We start from the raw sequence: 20,602 nt of genomic DNA, 5'->3' as shown, positions 1-20,602 counted from the left end.
GCCCACCCTACGCGCGAAGGTGCACCAGCGAGCTGTAGGGTGGGCGCCAGCCCACGCTCTCGACGACCAAGCTTGAGTGCAGGGCTACGGACAGACTCGGAACGACGCCGTGTCCGCGAGAGCTTGGGCGCGGTTGCCGAGGGGGTTCTCGTAGGTTTCGGTCTGGCCGCTGACGGTGTCGGTGACGGTGATCAGGTACTCGACGTTGGTGGCGGCAGCGGCGAGGACCCAATAGCGGCCGTTCACCGGGCAGCCGTCCAAGACCTTCACCAACAGCTCCCAATTCGATTCCTGGAAGAACCAGAAGAGCACCGAATCGTCGGAAGCGCCGGTCACCTGGGAGCCGACGCCGGTGTTGTCGTCGCGATCCCGCCAGGTCACCGAAACCCGGAAGCGGTCTCCGTTGAGGCAGGCGGTGCTGCTGGACTCGACGCATTCGGAGCCCGGCGGCGGTGAGGTGGGCGAGTCCGGATCGGCGCCGAAGAGGACACGCTGGCCGCTGCCCATGGGGTCGAGCCAATCCCGCAGCCGCCGGGTGGGGCTGGGGCCGTCCCAGTGGGCGTCGAAGCGGCCGTAGACGTCGAAGCCGGAGGGGAACCTGCACGAGGCGATGCCGCCGGTGAGGGTGCCGACGCAGAGCTGGGTGTCGCGGCGGAAGATGCACGATCCGGAAGAGCCGGGCTCGGTGGTGCCGTCCTCCCACTGCCCCACTCGCCAGTAGCCGGGATCGTCCTCCTGCAGCGGATCGTCATCGAAGCTGATGGCCTTCTCCCGTAGATCCGGGTGATGAATCCCCACCACCCCGACGGTGGGCGCCACGCCGGTAGCGTCCCAGCCGGCGTAGTAGGTGTCGAAGGCAGGGTCCGGCTGCTGCATCAGCTCCACCAGGGTGAAGTCCGAAGACGCATCACCGGCGCGCCAGATGGCGCCGCTTTGATTGTCCGCCAGCGAGCCTCCGGAGAGCTGACCGCAGGACGGTGACTGGTAATTCCAATACACCACCATGGAGCCCGCGTTGCCGGCGGTGATGTCGCAATGCTCGGCGGTGAGCAGATAGGGACGAAAGTCCCCGGCGGTGTTGTTCATCAGCGTTCCGGTGCACAGCCCGATGCCGTTGACGGTGAACCACCCGACGCTACGGATCTGATCCCGCCAGCCGTTGCCCTCGGGACAGACCACGTCGTTGTTGCAGCTTCCCTGCTTGGTGGGAAAGTCCCCCTCGATCTCCGCTCCCGGCGACTGCCCTCCCACCGGGCGATAGCCCCGCTGCACCGATGCGACGCGGAAGCTGGCGCTGGCGGGGGCGACGCCGGCGGGCAAATGCAGCTCCAACACCGCCTCCTGCCCCGGCACCAACGCCGTCCACAGCTGCCCCTCGCGGGTGCGGTGGTCGCGGGTGTAGGGCCCTTGCACCACGTTCCCGATGCCGTCGTGGAGCCACAGCCGCGCCCCGGCGGGCAGCTGGAAGTCGTCGAGACGGAGGTTGAGGCTGAGAGCGCCGGGACTGACCATGCGCAGTCGCCACAGCCGCGAGCCGTCGGCGAGCTGCTGCCAGACCCCCTGCTCCGAAGCGGTCCATCCCACGGGCAAAGCCTCGGCGAAACGGCGGGGGCCGGTGAAGGGCTCGGCGGCGGCATCCTCCGCCATCAGCCGCTCCCGATCAACCGGGGCCAGGCGCTGCGCCTCGAGGAGCTGCCCCGCAACTTCCGCCGGGGCCGCCAGGCTCAAAGGTTGCTCGGCCACCGGCTGGTCACCGGCGGCGGGCACCACCAGCAGCGCACCGAGACACAGGGCCAACCACGACGCCGGCCCGCGGCCAGGGGCCTGGGAGCTGGAAGCGAGGAACCTGGAGAGACGACGGAATCGGGTGAGCATGCGGTTCTCCTCGTGGGGAGCAGGCAGTCTACGGAGCGAAGCGCGCGGTCAAATATTGATCGATCGGCCGTCCACCGCCAGAGCGGCTTCCTTCACCACCTCCGCGAGGGTCGGGTGAGCGTGGCTGGACCGGGCCAGGTCTTCGCTGCTGGCTCCGAATTCGATGGCCACCGCCGCTTCGGCGATGAGGTCGCCGGCGCTGGGGCCGATGATGTGGACCCCGAGGATGCGGTCGGTGTGAGCGTCGGCGAGGATCTTGACCTGCCCGTTGGTGTCCCCCAGGGCCTTGGCGCGGCCGTTGGCCATGAACGGGAACTTGCCCTTGGAGTACTCGATGCCGGCCTCCTGGAGCTGCTCCTCGGTCTTGCCCACGGAGGCGATCTCCGGGTGGGTGTAGACGACGTTGGGAATGGCGTCGTAGTTGACGTGGCCGGAGCCCCGCACCATCTGCTCGACGCACACCACCCCTTCCTCCTCCGCTTTGTGAGCGAGCATGGGGCCGGCGATGACGTCGCCGATGGCGAAGATCCCCTCCACCTCGGTGGCGAAGTGCTCGTTCACCGGGATGCGGCCACGGTCGTCGAGCTCCAGCCCGACGCTGTCGAGGCCGAGATTCTCGGTGTAGGGCTTGCGGCCCACCGCCACCAGCACGCGGTCGCAGTGCACCGGGTCCAGCCCCTCCGCCTCCACCACGCAGCCGTCCCCCTCGACCCGGGCGCCGGTGACTTTGACCCCCAGGTGGAATTCCAGCCCCTGCTTCTTGAACAGCCGCTGGGCCATCTTGGCGGTCTCGCCGTCGATGCCCGGGAGGATGCGGTCGAGGTATTCGAGCACCGTCACCTTGGCCCCCAGACGGCGCCACACCGAGCCCAGCTCGAGGCCGATGACGCCGGCACCGATCATCACCAGGTGCTCCGGCACCTCCGGATAGCTCAAAGCGGTGGTGCTGTCGCCGATGCGGTCGCCGTCCATCTCCACCCCGGGGAGGGTGGCAACGGCGCTGCCGGTGGCGATGAGGATGCGCTCCGCCTCGAGGTGAGTGGTCTCGCCGTCGTCCCCTTCCACCACCAGCTTGCCGGGACCGTCGAGACGGCCGTGGCCCTGGTAGCGGGTGATGTCGTTCTTCTTGAACAGGCCGGCGACGCCGGTGGTGAGGGCACGGACGGTCTTGTCCTTGTGCTTCATCATGCGCGCCAGGTCGAGTTCCACACCCTGCACCTGGACGCCGAAGGCTTTCAGGCCGTCTTTGGCCTCCTCGTATTTGTGGCTCGCCTCCAGCAGCGCCTTGCTGGGGATGCAGCCCACCCGCAGGCAGGTGCCCCCGAGCTCCGGGACCTTCTCGATGCAGGCCACGTCGAGACCCAGCTGGGCGGCGCGGATGGCGGCGACGTAGCCGCCGGGACCGGAGCCCACCACTACCAAGTCGTGCTTGTGGCCGTCAGCCTTCTCGCTCTTGGATGCAGCCATCTCAAACCTCCAGGAGCATGCGGGCGGGATCCTCGAGACACTCCTTGACGCGCACCAGGAAGGTCACCGCCTCGCGGCCGTCCACGACCCGGTGGTCGTAGGTCAGGGCCAGATACATGATCGGGCGGATCACCACCTCGCCGTCCACCGCCACCGGCCGCTCGACGATGTTGTGCATGCCGAGGATGCCGCTCTGGGGCGGATTGACGATGGGGGTGGAGAGCATGGAGCCGTAGATGCCGCCGTTGCTGATGGTGAAAGTGCCCCCCTGGAGCTCGTCGGGGGAGAGCTCGTTGTCCCGGGCGCGGGTGGCGAGGTCGGCGATGGCCTGCTCGATCTCGGCGAAGCTCAAGCGCTCGGTGTTGCGGATCACCGGCACCACCAGCCCCTTGCCGCCGCCGACGGCGACCCCGATGTCGTAGTAGTTCTTGTAGACGATGTTGCCGTCGCGGATCTCGGCGTTGAGGCCGGGGATCTCCTTGAGGCCCTCGATCACCGCCTTGACGAAGAAGGACATGAAGCCCACCTTGATGCCATAGCGCTTCTTGAAGGCCTCCTGGTGGGCCCGCCGCAGGTTCATCACCGCCGACATATCCACCTCGTTGAAGGTGGTCAGGAGGGCGGCATCCTGCTGGGCACCCACCAGACGCTCGGCGATGAGCTTGCGCAGGGTGGTCATGCGCACCGTCTCCTCCTGGCGCGAGCCGCCGGAGGCTTGGCCCGCAGGCCGGGCAGGGCTCGATGCGGGCTTCTTCTCGCCGCTCTTCTTCTCGGGCGACTTCTTCGCCGCTTCCTTCTTCTTGCCGTCGGCCTTCTTATCGTCGGCCTTGTCCTCGCCGCCGTCCAGATGACGTTGGACGTCCTCCTTGAGCAGCCGGCCGCCGGGGCCGGTGGCGCGAACCGCGGAGGCCTTCAGGCCGTGCTCGTCGAGGAGCCGCTGGGCCGCCGGCATGATGCGCGGCTCACCGGATTCCTCGCCGGAGTCGTCCTCACCGGCGGAATCTTCCTCCGCGGCAGCCTCGTCGCCGGAATCGCTGGAATCGTCTTCCGCGGCTTCCTCGTCGTCGTCGCTCTCTCCGCCGTCGCCGGAATCCGCTTCGCCCTCTTCCATCAACCCGATCACCGCGCCCACCTCGACGGTGTCGCCGGTCTGGACCAGGATCTTGGTCAGGGTTCCCGAGACCGGAGCCGGAAGCTCCATGGACGCCTTGTCGGTCTCGATGACCACCACGTCGTCGTCCACCTCGACGAAAGAGCCTTCGTCGATGAGCCAATCGCCGATCACCACCTCGGTGATGGATTCGCCGGCGGAAGGTACTTTCAATTCGATCGCCATGTCGCGTTCTGCTCCTGTCTCGCTCTATCTCTTCGCGGACCGGCGGAGGACGCCGGGGCCGCGCTCGATCAGGCTCCCGATCATCAGGATCCTAGGGCCCGCTCGATCAATTCTTCTTGTTCTTCCTTGTGAGCCGCCGCCGACCCCGTCGCCGGGCTCGCCGAGGCCTTGCGGTAGATGCCGCCCTCCAGGGGCCAGCGGCCGAAAAGCTCTGTTCCCAGCCGCATGCGCAGGAAAATCCAGGCGCCCATATTCTCCGGTTCTTCCTGCACCCAGTAGACCTGTGTGCCGTCCGGATAGGGCTCCAGAGCCTTTTCCAGCTGATCCAGCGAGAGGGGGTAGTACTGCTCCAGCCGCACGATGGCGACGTCGCCGATCTCCCGCTCTTCCCGGGCGCCAGCGAGGTCATAGTACACCTTGCCGGAACACAGCAGCACCCGCCGCACCTTCGAGTCGTCGGTCACCTCGGCATCGGGGATCACCCGCTGGAAGTGGCCCTCGGAGAAATCCTCCAACGAGGATTTGGCCTTCGGATGGCGCAACAGGCTCTTGGGGGACATGACCACCAGGGGCTTGCGCAGGGGGCGCAGGACCTGGCGGCGCAGGCAGTGGAAGATCTGCGCCGGCGTGGTGAGGTTGACCACCTGCAGATTGTCCTCGGCACAGAGGGTGAGGAAGCGCTCCAACCGGGCGCTGGAGTGCTCCGGCCCCTGGCCTTCAAAGCCGTGGGGCAGCAGCAGGCCGAGGCCGCTGAGGCGATTCCACTTGTCCTCGCTGCTGGAGAGGAATTGGTCGATGATCACCTGGGCGGCGTTGGAGAAGTCGCCGAATTGCGCCTCCCAAAGCACCAGCGAGGACGGATAGTCGAGGCTATAGCCGAACTCGAAGCCCATGGGACCGATCTCCGACAGCGGGCTGTCCCAGACCTGGAATCGAGCCTGATTCTCCGCCAGGTGGCCCAGGGGCAGGTAGGTACGGCCGTCGTTGGGGTCGTGGAGCACGGCGTGGCGGTGGCTGAAGGTGCCCCGCTCGCTGTCCTGGCCGCTGAGACGCACCGGATGCCCTTCCGTGAGCAGGCTGGCGAAGGCCAGCGCTTCGCCGGCGCTCCAGTCCAGCAACTCTTCGCCGTCGGCCATTTTCAGCCGCGCGTCCAGGAGGGCACTCTGCAGCTTGGGATGAGCGGAGAAACCCTCCGGGAGCCGGGTGGTGGCCCGCAGCAGCTCCGTCACCCGCTCCTCGGGAACGGCGGTGGTGACCTCCGGCACGTCGGCATCGGGCCCGCCGGTGTAGGCCTGCCAAATGCCCGCCCCCATGACCGGGTGCTTGCGCTCGAAGTCCGGGTCCCGCGCCCGCTTGAGCTCCTGCTCCAGCAGCTTGCGGCGATCCTTGGCGATGCGCTTGGCCTCCTCGGCGGTGACGCCTCCCAGGGGTAGCAGGCTGTCGAGATAGCCCTCCCGCACCGACTTGCGCTGACGAATCTGCTCGTAGAGCAAAGGCTGGGTGAAGGCCGGCTCGTCGCCCTCGTTGTGGCCGTAGCGGCGATAGCAATACATGTCGATGATCACATCGCTGCCGAATTCCTCGCGATACTCCATCGCCATTTCGATGACCTGAGCCACCGCTTCGGGGTGCTCGCCGTTGACGTGGAAGATGGGGGTCTGAAGCATCTTGGCCACGTCGGTGGCGTAATGGCTGGAGCGCCCGCTCTCCGGCGGCGTGGTGAAGCCGATCTGGTTGTTGACCACCAGATGCAGAGTGCCGCCGGTGGCGTAGCCGGGCAGATTGCTCATGTTGAGCATCTCCTGCACCACACCCTGGCCAGCGAAGGCGGCGTCACCGTGGATGAGCACACCCAGGACCCGGCGCCGCTCGGCATCCTCGCCGCGGTCTTGCTTGGCCCGGACCCGGCCGAGCATCACCGGCCCAACGAACTCCAGGTGACTGGGATTGAAGCACAGGGAAAGGTGGAGCTCTCTACCGTTGGCCAAGCGGCGTTCGGTGCTGTAACCGAGGTGGTATTTGACGTCCCCGCGGCCGCGGAAGAGCTCGGCGTCGGCGTCGGCGAATTCGCGGAAGATCTCCGCCGGGCTCTTGTCCATGACGTTGGCCAGAACGTTGAGCCGGCCGCGGTGGGCCATGCCGATGACGATCTCCTCCGCCTCCTGCTCGCTGGCCGCCTGGATCACCTGCTCCAGCAGCGGGATCAAGGTCTCCGCCCCCTCGGCGGAGAAGCGCTTGGCGCCGAGGAATTTCTTGTGGATGAACTGCTCGAAGATCTCAGCGTCGGTGAGCTTGGTGAGGATGCGCCGCTGCTCTTCGACGCTGAGCTTGCGGCGGCAGGCGGGATCCTCCAGCCGGCGCTGCAGCCACTGCTTGCGCTCGACGCTGTCGAGATGCATGTACTGGACCCCGATGGAGCCGCAGTAGCTGTCCTTCATGCGCTCGATGATCTCGCTGAGCTTGAGCACCAGGGTGCCGGGGATGGTGGCGCTGGAGTAGACGTTCTCCAGATCCTCCTCCTCCAGCCCCCAATGCTCCAGCTCCAGCTCCGGCACTTTGTAGGCGGGCTTGGCCAGAGGGTTGAGATCCGCCAGCAGGTGTCCCCGCACCCGGTAGGCGCGCACCAGCTGATCCACCCGATGCTGCCGCGAAGCGCGGTCCCGCAATCGCCGGCTGAGGCCGCGGATCATCCCCTGGGCGAGGCGCGGCTCGGCGTTGAGGCGGGGCAGCAGATCCGTGCCCTCCAAGCACAGCAGCCGCACGTGGCCGCGGGCCAGGGCGTCCGCTACCCGCGGCTCGCTCTCCAACACCGCCAGCTCCCCCACCACGTCGCCGACGCCCAGCTGGGCCACCAGCTCGCCGTCGCGCCAGATGACGATATTTCCCTCCGCCACGATGTAGAGGGCGTTGCCCACGTCCCCCTGGTGGAAGAGATACTCGCCGTCCTCCAGCTCCAGCTCACCCATCAAGGCAGCGATCTGCTCCAGCTCGCCGTCCGGAAGATCCTGGAAGAGGCGTACGCTGTGCAGGAAGGGAGTGCGCTCCTCCACCGCCGCGGAGCTCGGTGGCGGCGGCGGCGACGGCCGCGGCGCCGAGGTGCCGAGGGCAGCTCCCCCCGGAGGGTTGAAGATGGACGAGGGATGGAAGGACGGCCCCAGTGCCGGCCCCTCGGACGAGCCGGCACCGCTGCCGCCGCCGCTCGAGGCCCCACCGCTGGAGGACGCCTCCAGCTGGGAGAAATACTCCCGCCAGGCCTCGCTCACCGATTCCCGATCTTGACGATAGCGTCGATATTGCTGCTCGACGAAAGCCAGGCTCTCGCCAGCGAAAAGCTGCTCAGCAGACTTCATGTCTTCGGTAGCTCCCTACTCTTGAAACTCGAGTCTCCGAACGCGGACGGCTCCAACGCCCTCTCGGGCCGAGGCAACACCTCGGCCGGGCAGGGTGAAACCCATCCGTGGGCTCCGAGCCGCCGTGCCCGCGCTCGAGTCCATTGTATGCAAGGGATGCGAAAAGTTCAGGTGGCGTCAATTCTTGGCGCGCAATTGATCCAGCAAGCTCCGCGCGGAACGCTCCAGCTGAGGGTCCAGATCTTCCTCCAAAAGGTCCTCCACCAACGCCTGGGCGTCCCGACTCCGGCCGCTGTTGGCCGCCTGCACGGCAGCATTGAAACGATCCACTTGCCGATTATGCCGCTCGACGGAGCGTACTTGCTCCAGTTGCCGCAGCAAATCCAGCCGCCACACCGGATCGGAGGTGAGCTCCGAGATTTCCTCGAGCAGCGCCAGAGCGGGCTCCACCCGGCCAGCCTCCAAGAGCTCGCTGGCATGCTCCAGATCCGCTCGCAGCACCGCCTCGGTGGCGGCCTCCACCATCTGCTCGTCCCCCAGCCGCGCCAGATCCCGCTCAATCACCGCCCGGGCCTCTTCTCGGCGCCCCAACCGGGCGTAGGTCACCGCCAGATTGAACACCACGTCGCCGCGGGAGGGTAGCAGCCGGCGAGCCTGCTTCAGGGCTTCGAGACCGCGCTCCGAGGCCTCAGGCTCCAGAGCATAGGCAGCGCCCAGGCCGACCCAAGCTTCGGGGAAGTCGGGATTGAGCCCGAGGCTGCGCTGGAAGGCACCGCGCGCGGCGGCGATCTCCCTCTCGGCGCGGCCCTCCAGCTCCGCGGCGGTGAGCCGGCGGCCGACCCAGGGAGCCAGCAGGTTGCGGCCGTAGAGATAGTGAATGCGGAAATCGCCGAAGGCCAGCTCCAACGCCCGCTCATAGTAGCCGCGGGCATCGTCCCAGCTCTCCGTCTGATCCTCCAGGTAGCCAAGCCCCGCCCAAGCTCCTCCATGCCGCGGATCGAGCTCCAACGCCTCCAGGAAGTGGCTCCGCGCAGCCTCGGCCCGACGGGGCGCGGCGTAGGCCAACAGATCTCCCAGCCGGTAGAGGGTCTCGGCCCGCGGCAAGTCGGTCACCGTTCCGGGCACCGTCGCCGCCTTCAAACCGGCCACCGACAGCTGCAGGCCCGGCAGGCTCGGCTGTGCCAGATAGGCCTCCAGCTCCCGCTCCAGCGTCCGATAGTCGGTGTCGAAGGCCTGGTGAAAGGCATCGTCCACCTCGACGCCGGCGACGACCTGCTCGAGGAAGCGAATCAATTGTTCGCTACGCTCCCCGTCGCCCACCATCAGGTAGTGCACGAGAGCCCAACTCTGGGCGTAGAAACCACCGCGGCGGGAGCTCTCATTGTACTCGTCGGACTCGACCCCGACGGCGAAGAGATCGGCCAGCGAGAGGTTGGGGTGGCGCTGCATCCAGCGCAGGTGATGTTCCAGGGGCCGACCCAGCTCGACCCGGTCTCCCCGCGCCTCGAACGTGCTGTAGAACTCCGCCAACCCTTCGTTGAACCACAGGGGCACCCCCGGCAGGTTGTTGGCGATGAAATAGTGCAGATACTCGTGGTAGAGGATGCGCGAGGGGTCCGCCCGCGGACTGCCGTCGAGGGCGACGTAGTTGCCCAAGGGATGGGAGATGAAGTAGCCGGCGACGCCCTGGGCTTCGCCCCGCACGCCCTGCTTGTAGGGCAGAAAGGAGCGGTCGTCGGCGAAGACGTAGATGGTGGTGGGGACGGGAGAGTGCACCTCCTCACCGTCGAGCCAGAAGGAGAGTGCGGCGCGGAGCGTCTCCAAGTCCTGCCCCACCCGCCGCGCCGTCCCCGCGTCGGTGGCGCTGAAGAGGGTGAAGTGGGGACTATCGAGGCGCAGCCAGCTCTGCCGGGAGGCCTTGGTGGCGGAATCCGCGGCGAGGGCGGGCATCGCCGCCAGCGCTAAGAGCAGGGCCGCGAGGCCAGCGACCAGCGCCAGAGCTCCCCACTGCCGCGCCGCCAGCCCCACGGGAGGGGCGGGCAGTCGCGGTCGAAGATGGCTGCTGGTCGGTATCATGAGTGGTGCCGGAGAGCGGCCTCGGCAAGAGACCGCTGACTTCCGTTGAAGATAACCCTTCCGATGGCCGCGGGATTCCCAACGACCTCCGGGGTTTCGAGCCTAACGGCCCCACTCCTATAGACACGATCATTCAGCGATGACGGCAGCCTCCGGCTCTTCCTGCCGCGCCAGCCGCTGCCGGCGATACTCCGCCGCCTTCTCCGCCAAGCCGGTGCTCACCGCCTCGGAGACCTTCAGCTTGCGCTCCTCGGCGTACTCCCGCAGCTGGCGGGTGATCTCCATGGAGCAGAACTTCGGGCCGCACATGGAGCAGAAGTGGGCCACCTTGGCGGATTCTTGAGGCAGGGTGGCGTCGTGGTAGGCGCGGGCCGTGTCCGGATCCAGGGAGAGATCGAATTGATCGTCCCAGCGGAACTCGAAGCGCGCCTTGGACAGAGCGTCGTCCCACTCCTGGGCCCCGGGATGGCCCTTGGCCAGATCCGCCGAGTGGGCGGCGATGCGGTAGGCGATGAGGCCCTGCTTGACATCTTCCTTGTCCGGCAGGCCGAGGTGCTCCTTGGGGGTGACGTAGCAGAGCATGGCGGTGCCGTGCCAGGCGATCATGGCGGCGCCGATGGCGCTGGTGATGTGGTCGTAGCCCGGAGCGATGTCGGTGACCAGGGGCCCCAAGGTGTAGAACGGAGCCTCGTGGCAGACCTCCTGCTGGCGATCCACGTTCTCCTTCACCAGATGCATGGGCACGTGGCCCGGGCCTTCGATCATCACCTGCACTCCGTGGTGCCAAGCGATCTCCGTCAGCTCGCCGAGGGTGTCGAGCTCGGCGAATTGGGCGCGGTCGTTGGCGTCGGCGACGGCGCCGGGGCGCAGGCCGTCCCCCAAAGAGAAGCTGACGTCGTATTGGGCCAGCAGATCGCAGATCTCCTCGAAGCGAGTGTAGAGGAAGCTCTCCTGGTGGTGCGCCAGGCACCACTTGGCCATGATCGAGCCGCCGCGGGAGACGATGCCGGTGAGGCGCTGAGCGGTCAAGGGAATGTAGGGCAGCCGCACGCCGGCGTGGATGGTGAAGTAGTCGACCCCCTGCTGCGCCTGCTCCTCCAGGGTCTCCATGAAGGATTCGAAGGTCAGGTCCTCCGGGCGCCCCCCGACCTTCTCCAGCGCTTCATAGATGGGCACCGTCCCAATGGGCACGGTGGAGGCGCGGAGGATCGCTTCCCGGGTCTCGTGGATGCGTTTGCCGGTGGATAGATCCATCACCGTGTCGGCACCCCAGCGCACCGCCCAATCGAGCTTCTCCACCTCTTCCTCCACCGACGAGGTGGTGGCGGAGTTGCCGATATTGGCGTTGACCTTCACCCGGAAGGCCTTGCCGATGATCATCGGCTCGAGCTCGGGATGGTGAATATTGGCGGGGATGATGGCGCGGCCGCGGGCGACCTCGGAACGCACGAAGTCCGGATCCATCTTCTCCCGTTGGGCCACGTGGGCCATTTCCTCGGTGATCTCGCCGCGGCGGGCGTAGAAGAGCTGGGTCGGGGTGCGATCCCCGCGGCGGGCTTCGATCCAGGGCTGACGTCGGTGCATGCTGCCACCTCCAAGTGGGCTAAATGGGGGCGGCGGCGGGAGAGCGGGCCGGGCGGCGAAGGGTGAGAGCGCGGGAGACTCCGCGTCGATGATCTCGCCGCAGCAGCTTCGCCGTCCCTCCGCCGGTTTGAACCGGTTCAGGTTCGAAGGGTTTGATCTCAGCCCGCGGCCCCGAAGGCCCGCCGGACACCCCCCGCGAAACTCTGTCGACTGCAATGTTGGATATTAGCAGGCTCGATCCTGGGACCGAGAAAGGTCCATCAAGAGCCTTCCTCAGCCCCGTCGTCCGGCGCCGACGGGGAGTCCGCCGGCGGCCGCCTCTTGGGCAACCGCCCGGCGCGCTTGAGCTGATCCCGCAGCAGATACTCAATCTGCCCGTTGACGCTGCGCAATTCATCGTCCGCCCAACGATGCAGGGCGTCGTAGAGCCGCGGATCGATGCGCAGCAAAAAGGCTTTGCGCTTGGCCACACTCCCTCCCGACGGAGCTAGTTATGCAGCGTGCCGGTGTTGACCACCGGCTGGGTGTGGCGGTCGCTACACAGGACCACCAAGAGGTTGCTCACCATGGAGGCGCGGCGCTCATCGTCCAGCTCCACCACCTCGCGGCCGGAGAGCATGTCCAGCGCGTGCTCCACCATGCCCACCGCACCTTCGACGATCTTCTCCCGGGCGGCCACCACCGCCGAGGCCTGCTGCACCTGGAGCATCGCCGCGGCGATCTCCGGCGAGTAGGCGAGGTGGCTGATGCGCGTCTCCAGCACCTCGATGCCAGCATCCGCCAGGCGGTCTTGGACCTGCCCCTGAAGCTTCTCCGATATCTCCGCCGTATGGCTGCTCAGCGCCACCTCCCCCTCCTCCGTGAAAGCCCCATAAGGATAGTGGGTGGCCAGGGCGCGCACCGCCGACTCGCTCTGCACCGAAACGAAGTTCTGGTAGTCGTCGACGTTGAACAGCGCCTCGAAGGTGTCGGTGACCCGCCACACCACCACCGCGGCGATCTCGATGGGATTGCCGGAGCTGTCGTTGACTTTGAGCTTGCCGGTCTCGAAGTTGCGCACCCGCACCGACACCTTCTTCTTGGTGTAAAAGGGATTGGCCCAACGCAGGCCGGGCCGGCGCACGCTGGCGCGGTACTCGCCAAAGAGCTGGAGCACCCGCGCCTCGTTGGGATTGACGGTGAACAAGCCCGCCAGGAGGAGAGCCGCCAGCGCGACTCCCACCATGCTGCAGACAATGATCGCCGGCTGATGGCTTTGCACGCCGTAGATGAAGACAGCGCCGGCGGCGGCGATGAAGAGCAAAAGGATGACCAAGACGGGAATGCCGGCCAGTGCCGACGAAAGAGTTTCTCTCCCTACCAGAGGCTGATGCTTGCTCATGGAATCGATCCTCCAAGTTCGTTCTTGGGGCGGCTACTGGACCGATGGGATGTTCACCGGAAGCCCAGCGCCGATCTGATTCCAAGATGATATCACATTGATTCCACAGCTATCGAGAGCGTGCTATCGTTTGTTCTCGCCCAGCCTGAACCAGGAGCTCTCCATGATCCCAACTCACAACCAGCTCACAACGATTGCCCCTCAAGCCCCCTCCCGCCGGCGGAGCCGGCGACTTGCGATCCCTCGCCTCGTCGCTCTCTTCACCGCCGCCTTCCTCGTCGCCTTGCCGCTCGCGGCCCAAGCAACGGCCCAGGAAAGGGTCCAGGAAAGGGCCCAAGGAAAGGAGACCGTGAGCCTTCGCGCCGGCCAGCAGCTAGCGGTGGCGGACATCCATCGCATCGGCCCGGAAGCCCTGGAAGAGCTCAAGGCCCTGCCCGGCCTCAACTGGTGGATCGAGGTCGACGACGAGCTGCTGCTGGCGGGAACCGAGGAAGCCCTGGAGGCCGCCCGCCGGATCACCTGGTTGCGCTCGCTGCCGGCGCTGCCGCCGGGCCACGGTGTCTACCTGGTGCAACGCTCCCACGGCACTCCGACCCTGCCGCCGGGAGCCACGCCCTTGACCGCTGCCCGAGGCCGGCTGGTGGTCGCCGCCGCCTCGCTTCCGGCCCTTTCCGAACCGCTGCTTTCCGATCCGGCGCACCTTCCTGAGGAAGACTGCCGCGGTCTGCACCAGCGGGCGATTCCCCTGGGCCCCGACACCGTGCTGGCGGCGCAGCAGGCCAACCGCCCGGAGCGTTGGAATCCCAAGAGCCCGCGCCGCGGATTCGCCGCCGGGGTTCAGCTGCTGGTGGACCACATCGACGATGCCCGCTGGTTCAGCGACATCAGCATCCTCGCGGGCTGGAACCGCCACACCACCAACGGCAACAGCAATATCGACCAGGCGCGGGACTGGCTGGTGCAGCAATTCCAGGCCCTCCCCCATCTCCTGGTGGGCACCGAGAGCTTCTCCGTCGGCGGCACCACCGCCTGGAACGTGGTGGCGCAGCTCCCCGGCACTCTGCGCCCTGACGCCTGGCACATCATCGGCGCCCACTACGACGCCACGTCCCAGAACACCAGCGTCGCCGCCCCCGGTGCCGAGGACAACGCCTCCGGCTGCGCCGGCGTCCTGGAGATGGCCCGGGCCTTCACCGCCTACCGGCCGGCGGAGACCCTCTTCTTCATCTGCTACTCGGGGGAGGAGCAGGGCCTCTTCGGCAGCACCGACCACGCTTCGGACCTCATCGCCCAGGGCAATGGCGGGAAGATCCGCAGCGTCCAGATCATGGACATGATCGGCTACTCCGGCGATGCAGACCTGGATTCGCTGCTCGAATCCAACTCATCCAACGTGGCATTGATGGATCTCTACGCCGCAGCGGCGGCCCAGTACACCAACCTGCGCATCGTCACCTCCACCTTCCCCTTCGGCTCCGACCACGTGCCCTACCTCAACCGTGGCCTGCCGGCGCTGCTGGTGATCGAGAACGATTGGGATGTCTACCCTCACTACCACCGCACCACCGACCTGCCCGCCAACATATCCCTCGCCATGGGCGGCGAGACGCTGCGCATGAACGTCGCGGCCATGGCCGACCTCGCCGGCGCCCCCAGCGCCGAGGCGGTGTTCAGCGCCGGCTTCGAGGGCGGCGACCTCTCGGAGTGGTCGGCGAGCTGTAGTGATTGCGGGAAGTGACGGCAGTGCCTATCGCCCCTCCGGGGCTTGGGAATTCTTCGGATCGCACACCCGGGGCTCACGCCCCGGGCTAGATGCCTCCGCCCCTCCGGGGCTCCGCTGTGCCGCCAGGGCTCCGCTGTGGACGAGGGAGCTCCACTGTCCTGAAAAGACCGACTCTAGGAGCTTGCTGAAAAAGTCAGTCGCAAGCGAGAGCGAGAATTTTTCGAGCAGAATCAAGGCGGAGAACCGTAGGCGATTCGGGAATCGTCGAGGTTCGACAACGAAGATTCGGCCGAAAAGAGCCGCTCGGAGCGCGACGCGGGTTTTTCAGCAAGCTCCTAGGCTTCTCGAATCACCCGCGAGGATGAGAATCAATCCTGGCGGTCGGGGATATCTTCAGGACAGCCCGAATGAGACAAACTCACTCATACCAGAACATGACCGATAGACTTCCCGTGCCCGCATCAGTGCGGGAGCCAACTTGAATACTTCACAGACACGAGGAGAGACATATGCCGAAGAGAAGCTCACAAGCCCGATGGCAGGGATCGCTGAAGGAAGGTCAGGGAACGATGAAGCTCGGCAGCGGGGCCTACGAAGGAGCCTACTCCTTCCCCTCCCGCTTCGAGAGCGGTGACGGCACCAACCCGGAGGAGCTCATCGCAGCAGCCCACGCCGGTTGTTTTTCCATGGCGCTGTCGGCAGGATTGGGCAAGGCCGGCTTCACGCCGACCAGCATTCACACTACCGCCACGGTGCATCTGGAGCCGGTGGACGGCGGCTTCGGCATCACTCGCATCGACCTGGTCACGGAAGCTGAGATCCCGGAGATCAGCGAAACCGAATTCCAGGCCCAGGCCAAGGGCGCGAAGGAGAATTGCCCCGTCTCGAAGGTCCTGTCCGGAGCGGACATCACCCTCCAGGCGACGCTGAAGTAGCTGCGGCACCGCCGGCGAGCTGGGGATCGAAGCCGGCTAGAAGCCGGCGCTCCCAGGAATCCTCGCTGGGCTCTTGGATCGGGCTCTTGGATCGGGTGGGGGCGTCGTCCCGCCAGGGACGATATGCACTAGCGAGGGGTTTCGAACCCCTCGCGGGGGGCCGGATTCGCGCAGACTTCCGCTTCAGGTCCGCTGCACAACCCCCCTAATCGTCTTTCTTGCCGTCGAAGTTGGGCACCGGGAACACCCCGGTGTCCATCTTCACCCGCAGCGCCCGACGCGCTTCCCGCACTGTCTCCTCGGCGCTCTCCACACTATTGCCGAGGGCGGTGAGGTGGCCCATCTTGCGTCCCGACCGCGGCTCCGCCTTGCCGTAGAGGTGCAGCTTGACCTCCGGGAAACGGCAGGTGCTGGTCCAGCTGGGCTCGCCGCCGTCCCAAAGATCCCCCAAGAGATTCGCCATGGCCGCCGGCCGTAGCTGGTAGGTGGAGCCCAGCGGCAGGCCGCAGACGGCGCGCAATTGCTGCTCGAATTGGTCGGTGATGCAGGCGTCGACGGTGAGATGCCCGGAGTTGTGGGGGCGCGGCGCCAGCTCGTTGACCAGCAGCTCGCCGCCGGCGGTTAGGAAGAGCTCGACGCAGAGCACGCCCACCACGTCCAGCTGCTCGACGATCTGCTGCGCCAGCTCCACCGCCTCGTTGGCCACCTGTTTGGGCACCTGCGCCGGCGCCACCGAGACGTCGAGGATGTGCCGGCGGTGTTGATTGGCCATCACCCCGTAGTGGGCCATGGTGCCGTCCAGGCCCCGCGCCGCCACCACCGACACCTCCTGCTCGAAATCCACGAAAGCCTCCAGCACCGCCTCGTCGGTATCCAAGCTCTCCCACGCCGCTGCGGCGTCCCCCGGAGCACCGATGCGCCGTTGACCCTTGCCGTCGTAGCCCCAGCCGGCGCTCTTGAGCACCGCCGGGCATCCCAGCTTGTCGACCCCCGCCTCCAGCTGGGCCAGATCCCGCACCTCCACCCAGGGAGCCACCGGGAAGCCGTTGCTCTCCAAGAAGCGCTTCTCCCGCAGGCGGTTCTGGGTCGTGTAGAGCACCGAGCCGTCGGGACGCACCGGAGCGTGGCGGGCGGCGGCGGCGGTGGCCTCGGCGGCGACGTTCTCGAATTCGAAGGTCACCACATCGACGCCGCGGGCGAAGTCTTCCACCGCCTCCAGGTCGTCGTATTCGGCCACCACTTCCAGGTCGGCGACCTGGCCGGTGGGGGTGTCGCGGCCGGGGGAGAAGGTGTGCACTCGATAACCCATGCGGCGGGCGGCAAAGGCGAGCATGCGGCCCAGCTGACCGCTGCCCAGCACGCCGATGGTGGCTCCGGGGAGAATCGGTGTCTTCATGGCAGGGTGTGCTCCCGAACCTCGGCGGTCTGGCGGTCTCGATAATCCCGCAACGCCTCCGCCAGCTCGGCGGATCCGCGGGCGAGGATGGACACCGCCAGCAAGGCGGCGTTCTTGGCGCCGGAGTCGCCGATGGCCACCGTGGCCACCGGTACACCGGCGGGCATCTGGACGATGGAGAGCAACGAGTCGAGGCCGTTGAGGGCCCGGCTCTTCACCGGCACGCCGATCACCGGCAGCAGGGTTTGGGCCGCCACCATGCCGGGCAAGTGGGCGGCACCGCCGGCGCCGGCGATGACCACCTGCACCCCCCGCTCCTCGGCGCCGGTGGCGAACTCGGTGAGCCATTGGGGAGTGCGGTGGGCCGAAACCACGAGATTTTCGTGCGGCACTGCGAAGCGCTCCAGCAGCTCGTGGGCATGGATCATGGTGGGCCAATCGGACTTGCTGCCCATGACGATGCTGACCAACGGATTGGATGGGCTCATGCTGCGATCCTCGTCCATGGTTCTCGAACGGGTGCTCTCGGCGGCTCGAAGCGGTCTCCAAGAGACTGGCGGGGTGGTCGGCGGTGAAGATTACCACGCCCCGCGTGATAGCCTTGCGCTCCGTGCAGGCCGCTCCTGCGCGGAAATTCTTTCAGATTCAGGCCCCGGCCGCCGCTCTTCCTCATGCTCCATCGCCGGCTAGCCCACTTCGAGATCCTCGAGCGCATCGGCCAGGGTGGCATGGGTGTGGTCTATCGCGCCCGGGACACCCACCTCGGGCGCATCGTGGCGGTGAAGATCCTGCCGCCGGCGGTAGCCAGCGATCCGGAACGGCGCTCCCGCTTCCTGCGCGAGGCTCAGGCCGCCGCCAACCTCAATCATCCCAACATCGCCACGGTCTATCAGTTCAGCACCGCCAAGGTGGAAGACCCGGAGTTCACCGAGCCGGGCAGCTCCGAGCCCGCCCAGGAGGTCTTCTTCCTGGCGATGGAGTATGTCGAGGGCAACGACCTTCAGCACCACCTGAGCCGGGCGCCCCTGACCGTCGAGGAAACCCTGGGCTACGCCCGCCAGATCGCCGACGGCCTGGCTGCCGCCCACCGCGCCGGGGTGATTCACCGCGACCTCAAGCCCAACAACATCCGCATCACGCCGGAAGGCCGGGTGAAGATCCTGGACTTCGGCCTCGCCAAGATCCGCCAGGAGGTCGCCGGCTGGGTACCCCCGGCGGACGCGGGCCAGAGCTTCCACACTACCCGCGGCATGCTCATGGGCACGCCCCCCTACATGGCGCCGGAGCAGCTCCAGGACTCGGACGTCGACCACCGCTGCGACCTCTTCTCCCTCGGGGTCGTGCTCTACGAGATGCTCTCCGGCGAAACCCCCTACCCCGCCGGCAGCCTGCTGGAATATGTCAAGGCCCTCTCTGGATCCCCAGCCCGGCCGCTGACGGAGGTGGCGACCCAGGTACCACCGGATCTGGCCCAGGTGGTGATGACCCTGCTGGCGCAGGAGCCGAAGGATCGCTATGCCTCCGCCGAAGCGCTGCTCCAAGGTCTGCGGGACTGGCACGAAGCCGGCGCCCCGACGGAGATCACCGCCGTCTCTCCCCGCTTCGAGGTCCCCGGTGGCCCACCCACGGGCTCGTCGACCCCACGCACCGGCGAGGCTCTGTCCCCGGCAACGGTGTCGACACCGCCCCCGAGCCGCCTGCGCACCCTCGCCCTGGCCGCCGGCGCCCTGGCGACGCTGGCGGCCCTGACGGCCCTCGGCTGGTGGCTACTGCCGAATCGCCAGGCACCCCAACCCACCGACTCTCCCCCCCGGCGACTCACGGTCGCGGTGATGCCCTTCGAGGTCCTTGGGGAAAGCGCCGAAGCGGAGAGTCTGGGGCGACGGCTCGCTAGCTACCTGGTTGGGGAGCTGGCCCAGCTAGAAGGCATCCAGGTGCTCGACATGGGCACCGCCAGCTCCGCAACCCTACCGGCGGACGCGGACGGCACCCTGCGATGGGAGCTGCAGGATGATGAAGCAGAGGCTCTGCGCTCCACGCTTCTGCTTCGGGATCTCAGCAGGCTCGTGCTGTGGAGTCATTCCTGGACCGGCACCCGCGAGATCCTGGCCGCCCAGCAGCCTGAGATGGCTGACCAGGCCCGAGCCGTGTTGAGCACCTGGCGCCGCCTCGACCAAGACCGCCGCTTGGAGGCCATGGACTTCTTCAAGGCAGGCCTCGAGCTGCTGGGAGACGACCGGCGCAATCGGCGCCCCCTCGAAACGCTGGTGTACTTCGATCTGGCGATCCAACAGGATCGCGAGTTCGCTCGCGCCCTCGCGGCCCGAAGCCGAGCTCTGCGACGCGCTTATGACATGGGACCAGAGGAAGCCCTCCTCGACCAAGCGGAAGAGGATGCCCGTCGAGCCATCGACCTGGCTCAGGATGCTCCCGAGCCTAGAAGCGCCCTCGGTCGAGTTCATCTGACTCGTGGCGAGTACGAAGAGGCGATGGAGCAATTCCGGCTCGCCGCTGAAGATCCCGAAGCCCGGGCAGAGGCCTTGTTCGACATCGGGATCCTGCAGCTGACCATGGGCCAGCCCGAAGCATCCATCGAAACCCTCCAAGAAGCCCTCACTCTGGATCCGGAGAATTGGGACTTCCTCAACCAGCTGGCCCTGGCTCTGGAGAGCGCCCAGAAGCTCGAGCTGGCCCAAAGTACCTTCGAGAAAGCAGCGGAGCTCGCTCCGGAAGATGCCTACTGGCCACTCTCCAATCTAGTTCGCCTGGCGGTTACTCGCGGCGACTACGAAGCCGCCGTCCAATACGACGCACGCATCAGCCGCCCATTGATGGAGGGCACCCTCGCGAGCAACCTGGGCAACGCCTACTATCGAGTCGGCCAGCTGGAGAAGGCAGAACGGGCTTTCCGTCGAGCGGTAGAGCTGGATCCCCAGGACTCTATTTATCAGCGCAATCTTGCCGATGTCCTGGCGGAGGAGGGCAAGCGGCAGGAAGCCGAAGCGGCCTACGGGGCCTGTGTCGCCTTGGTACGCCGCGAAATGCGGGTCAACGCCGCCCCGGATCGGGTCGCGCTATTGTCCTTGTGCCTGGCAGAGCGAGGGGAGTGCGCGGAGATGAACGTTGTGTTGAGCCAGAATCCACCGGAAGACATGAACAACGTGATCCCGCTATGGAACCTGGCTCATGCCCAAACCCTGTGTGAGCAACGCCAAGCAGCGGTCGACACGTTGGAAAGGCTGCGCGATCTCGGTGTCGATGCTGAGGTCATCGCGGCCTCCCGAGAATTTGCCGCTCTCCAAGGAGAGCCTCGCTTCCGACGGCTGACAGCAACCAGTCCGTGATGGGCTGTCAGGAATCTCCCGTCGAAAAGGGCTCGTCTTGCAGTCTGCAGGCAAACCTTTCGAGCCGGCGGGTGTATCCCAAGGTCCTCGATCTTCTGCGTTGGGGCCCAACCCTCACCCCCTCCGATCCCCCTC

Annotated in this window: 13 protein-coding genes and 1 riboswitch; of the genes, 3 read left to right on the top strand and 10 right to left on the bottom strand. The window is 66.8% G+C overall.

Annotated elements, in window-relative coordinates; translation table 11 throughout:
• Positions 1 to 84 precede the first annotated feature (84 nt).
• The 8 genes from SX243_05310 to SX243_05275 form a co-directional block, all read right to left on the bottom strand.
• The gene (locus SX243_05310) at positions 85 to 1,875 is read right to left on the bottom strand and encodes a hypothetical protein (protein MDY7092377.1); all 1,791 of its coding nucleotides are present in this window, start codon (positions 1,873 to 1,875) and stop codon (positions 85 to 87) included.
• A 48-nt stretch (positions 1,876 to 1,923) separates the two neighbouring features.
• On the bottom strand, positions 1,924 to 3,342 hold the full coding sequence (gene lpdA, locus SX243_05305; GenBank protein MDY7092376.1) for a dihydrolipoyl dehydrogenase: 1,419 nt from the start codon (positions 3,340 to 3,342) through the stop codon (positions 1,924 to 1,926).
• Position 3,343: 1 nt separating this feature from the next.
• Positions 3,344 to 4,678, bottom strand: coding sequence for a 2-oxoglutarate dehydrogenase complex dihydrolipoyllysine-residue succinyltransferase (gene odhB, locus SX243_05300; protein MDY7092375.1), 1,335 nt, complete (start codon positions 4,676 to 4,678; stop codon positions 3,344 to 3,346).
• A gap of 83 nt (positions 4,679 to 4,761) precedes the next feature.
• Positions 4,762 to 8,028 carry a 2-oxoglutarate dehydrogenase E1 component gene (locus SX243_05295; protein MDY7092374.1) on the bottom strand — a complete coding sequence of 1,089 codons (3,267 nt, stop codon included), beginning with the start codon at positions 8,026 to 8,028 and terminating at the stop codon, positions 4,762 to 4,764.
• A 177-nt stretch (positions 8,029 to 8,205) separates the two neighbouring features.
• Positions 8,206 to 10,104 (bottom strand): tetratricopeptide repeat protein, encoded by a 1,899-nt coding sequence (locus tag SX243_05290; GenBank protein MDY7092373.1) that lies wholly within the window; start codon positions 10,102 to 10,104, stop codon positions 8,206 to 8,208.
• A 129-nt stretch (positions 10,105 to 10,233) separates the two neighbouring features.
• Positions 10,234 to 11,688: a phosphomethylpyrimidine synthase ThiC gene (thiC, locus tag SX243_05285; protein ID MDY7092372.1), complete on the bottom strand. Its 1,455-nt coding sequence runs from the start codon at positions 11,686 to 11,688 to the stop codon at positions 10,234 to 10,236.
• A 96-nt stretch (positions 11,689 to 11,784) separates the two neighbouring features.
• Positions 11,785 to 11,892, bottom strand: a riboswitch (TPP riboswitch).
• A 56-nt stretch (positions 11,893 to 11,948) separates the two neighbouring features.
• The gene (locus SX243_05280) at positions 11,949 to 12,158 is read right to left on the bottom strand and encodes a hypothetical protein (GenBank protein MDY7092371.1); all 210 of its coding nucleotides are present in this window, start codon (positions 12,156 to 12,158) and stop codon (positions 11,949 to 11,951) included.
• Positions 12,159 to 12,175: 17 nt separating this feature from the next.
• Positions 12,176 to 13,069, bottom strand: a complete 894-nt coding sequence (locus SX243_05275) for an SPFH domain-containing protein (protein MDY7092370.1) — start codon at positions 13,067 to 13,069, stop codon at positions 12,176 to 12,178.
• A 349-nt stretch (positions 13,070 to 13,418) separates the two neighbouring features.
• Between SX243_05275 and SX243_05270 the strand changes: the two genes are divergently transcribed.
• Positions 13,419 to 14,807 (top strand): M28 family peptidase, encoded by a 1,389-nt coding sequence (locus tag SX243_05270; protein ID MDY7092369.1) that lies wholly within the window; start codon positions 13,419 to 13,421, stop codon positions 14,805 to 14,807.
• A gap of 494 nt (positions 14,808 to 15,301) precedes the next feature.
• Positions 15,302 to 15,727 (top strand): OsmC family protein, encoded by a 426-nt coding sequence (locus SX243_05265; GenBank protein MDY7092368.1) that lies wholly within the window; start codon positions 15,302 to 15,304, stop codon positions 15,725 to 15,727.
• A gap of 205 nt (positions 15,728 to 15,932) precedes the next feature.
• Here the strand turns inward: SX243_05265 and SX243_05260 are convergent, their stop codons facing one another.
• Both SX243_05260 and purE read right to left on the bottom strand, forming a co-directional pair.
• Entirely contained in the window at positions 15,933 to 17,123 is a 1,191-nt protein-coding gene (locus SX243_05260) for a 5-(carboxyamino)imidazole ribonucleotide synthase (protein MDY7092367.1), read from the bottom strand.
• Complete coding sequence (gene purE, locus SX243_05255) at positions 17,120 to 17,611, bottom strand: 5-(carboxyamino)imidazole ribonucleotide mutase (GenBank protein ID MDY7092366.1); 492 nt, start codon at positions 17,609 to 17,611, stop codon at positions 17,120 to 17,122. The genes SX243_05260 and purE overlap by 4 nt, the downstream gene beginning before the upstream one ends.
• Positions 17,612 to 17,794: 183 nt before the next feature.
• Here purE and SX243_05250 point away from each other — a divergent pair, with 183 nt between their 5' ends.
• On the top strand, positions 17,795 to 20,467 hold the full coding sequence (locus SX243_05250) for a protein kinase (protein MDY7092365.1): 2,673 nt from the start codon (positions 17,795 to 17,797) through the stop codon (positions 20,465 to 20,467).
• Positions 20,468 to 20,602: the final 135 nt, after the last annotated feature.

Source organism: Acidobacteriota bacterium (assembly GCA_034211275.1).
Classification (GTDB): domain Bacteria; phylum Acidobacteriota; class Thermoanaerobaculia; order Multivoradales; family JAHZIX01; genus JAGQSE01.
Note: the sequence above shows the minus strand (reverse complement) of the source record. Positions and strands in the feature narration are given on the sequence as shown.

Excerpts from the sequence above, each read along its gene's own strand:
- purE (MDY7092366.1), bottom strand. The coding sequence starts at position 17,611 with ATGAGCCCATCCAATCCGTTGGTCAGCATCGTCATGGGCAGCAAGTCC.
- thiC (MDY7092372.1), bottom strand. The coding sequence starts at position 11,688 with ATGCACCGACGTCAGCCCTGGATCGAAGCCCGCCGCGGGGATCGCACC.
- SX243_05260 (MDY7092367.1), bottom strand. The coding sequence starts at position 17,123 with ATGAAGACACCGATTCTCCCCGGAGCCACCATCGGCGTGCTGGGCAGC.
- SX243_05250 (MDY7092365.1), top strand. The coding sequence starts at position 17,795 with ATGCTCCATCGCCGGCTAGCCCACTTCGAGATCCTCGAGCGCATCGGC.
- SX243_05275 (MDY7092370.1), bottom strand. The coding sequence starts at position 13,069 with ATGAGCAAGCATCAGCCTCTGGTAGGGAGAGAAACTCTTTCGTCGGCA.
- SX243_05310 (MDY7092377.1), bottom strand. The coding sequence starts at position 1,875 with ATGCTCACCCGATTCCGTCGTCTCTCCAGGTTCCTCGCTTCCAGCTCC.
- SX243_05265 (MDY7092368.1), top strand. The coding sequence starts at position 15,302 with ATGCCGAAGAGAAGCTCACAAGCCCGATGGCAGGGATCGCTGAAGGAA.
- SX243_05295 (MDY7092374.1), bottom strand. The coding sequence starts at position 8,028 with ATGAAGTCTGCTGAGCAGCTTTTCGCTGGCGAGAGCCTGGCTTTCGTC.
- SX243_05290 (MDY7092373.1), bottom strand. The coding sequence starts at position 10,104 with ATGATACCGACCAGCAGCCATCTTCGACCGCGACTGCCCGCCCCTCCC.
- lpdA (MDY7092376.1), bottom strand. The coding sequence starts at position 3,342 with ATGGCTGCATCCAAGAGCGAGAAGGCTGACGGCCACAAGCACGACTTG.
- odhB (MDY7092375.1), bottom strand. The coding sequence starts at position 4,678 with ATGGCGATCGAATTGAAAGTACCTTCCGCCGGCGAATCCATCACCGAG.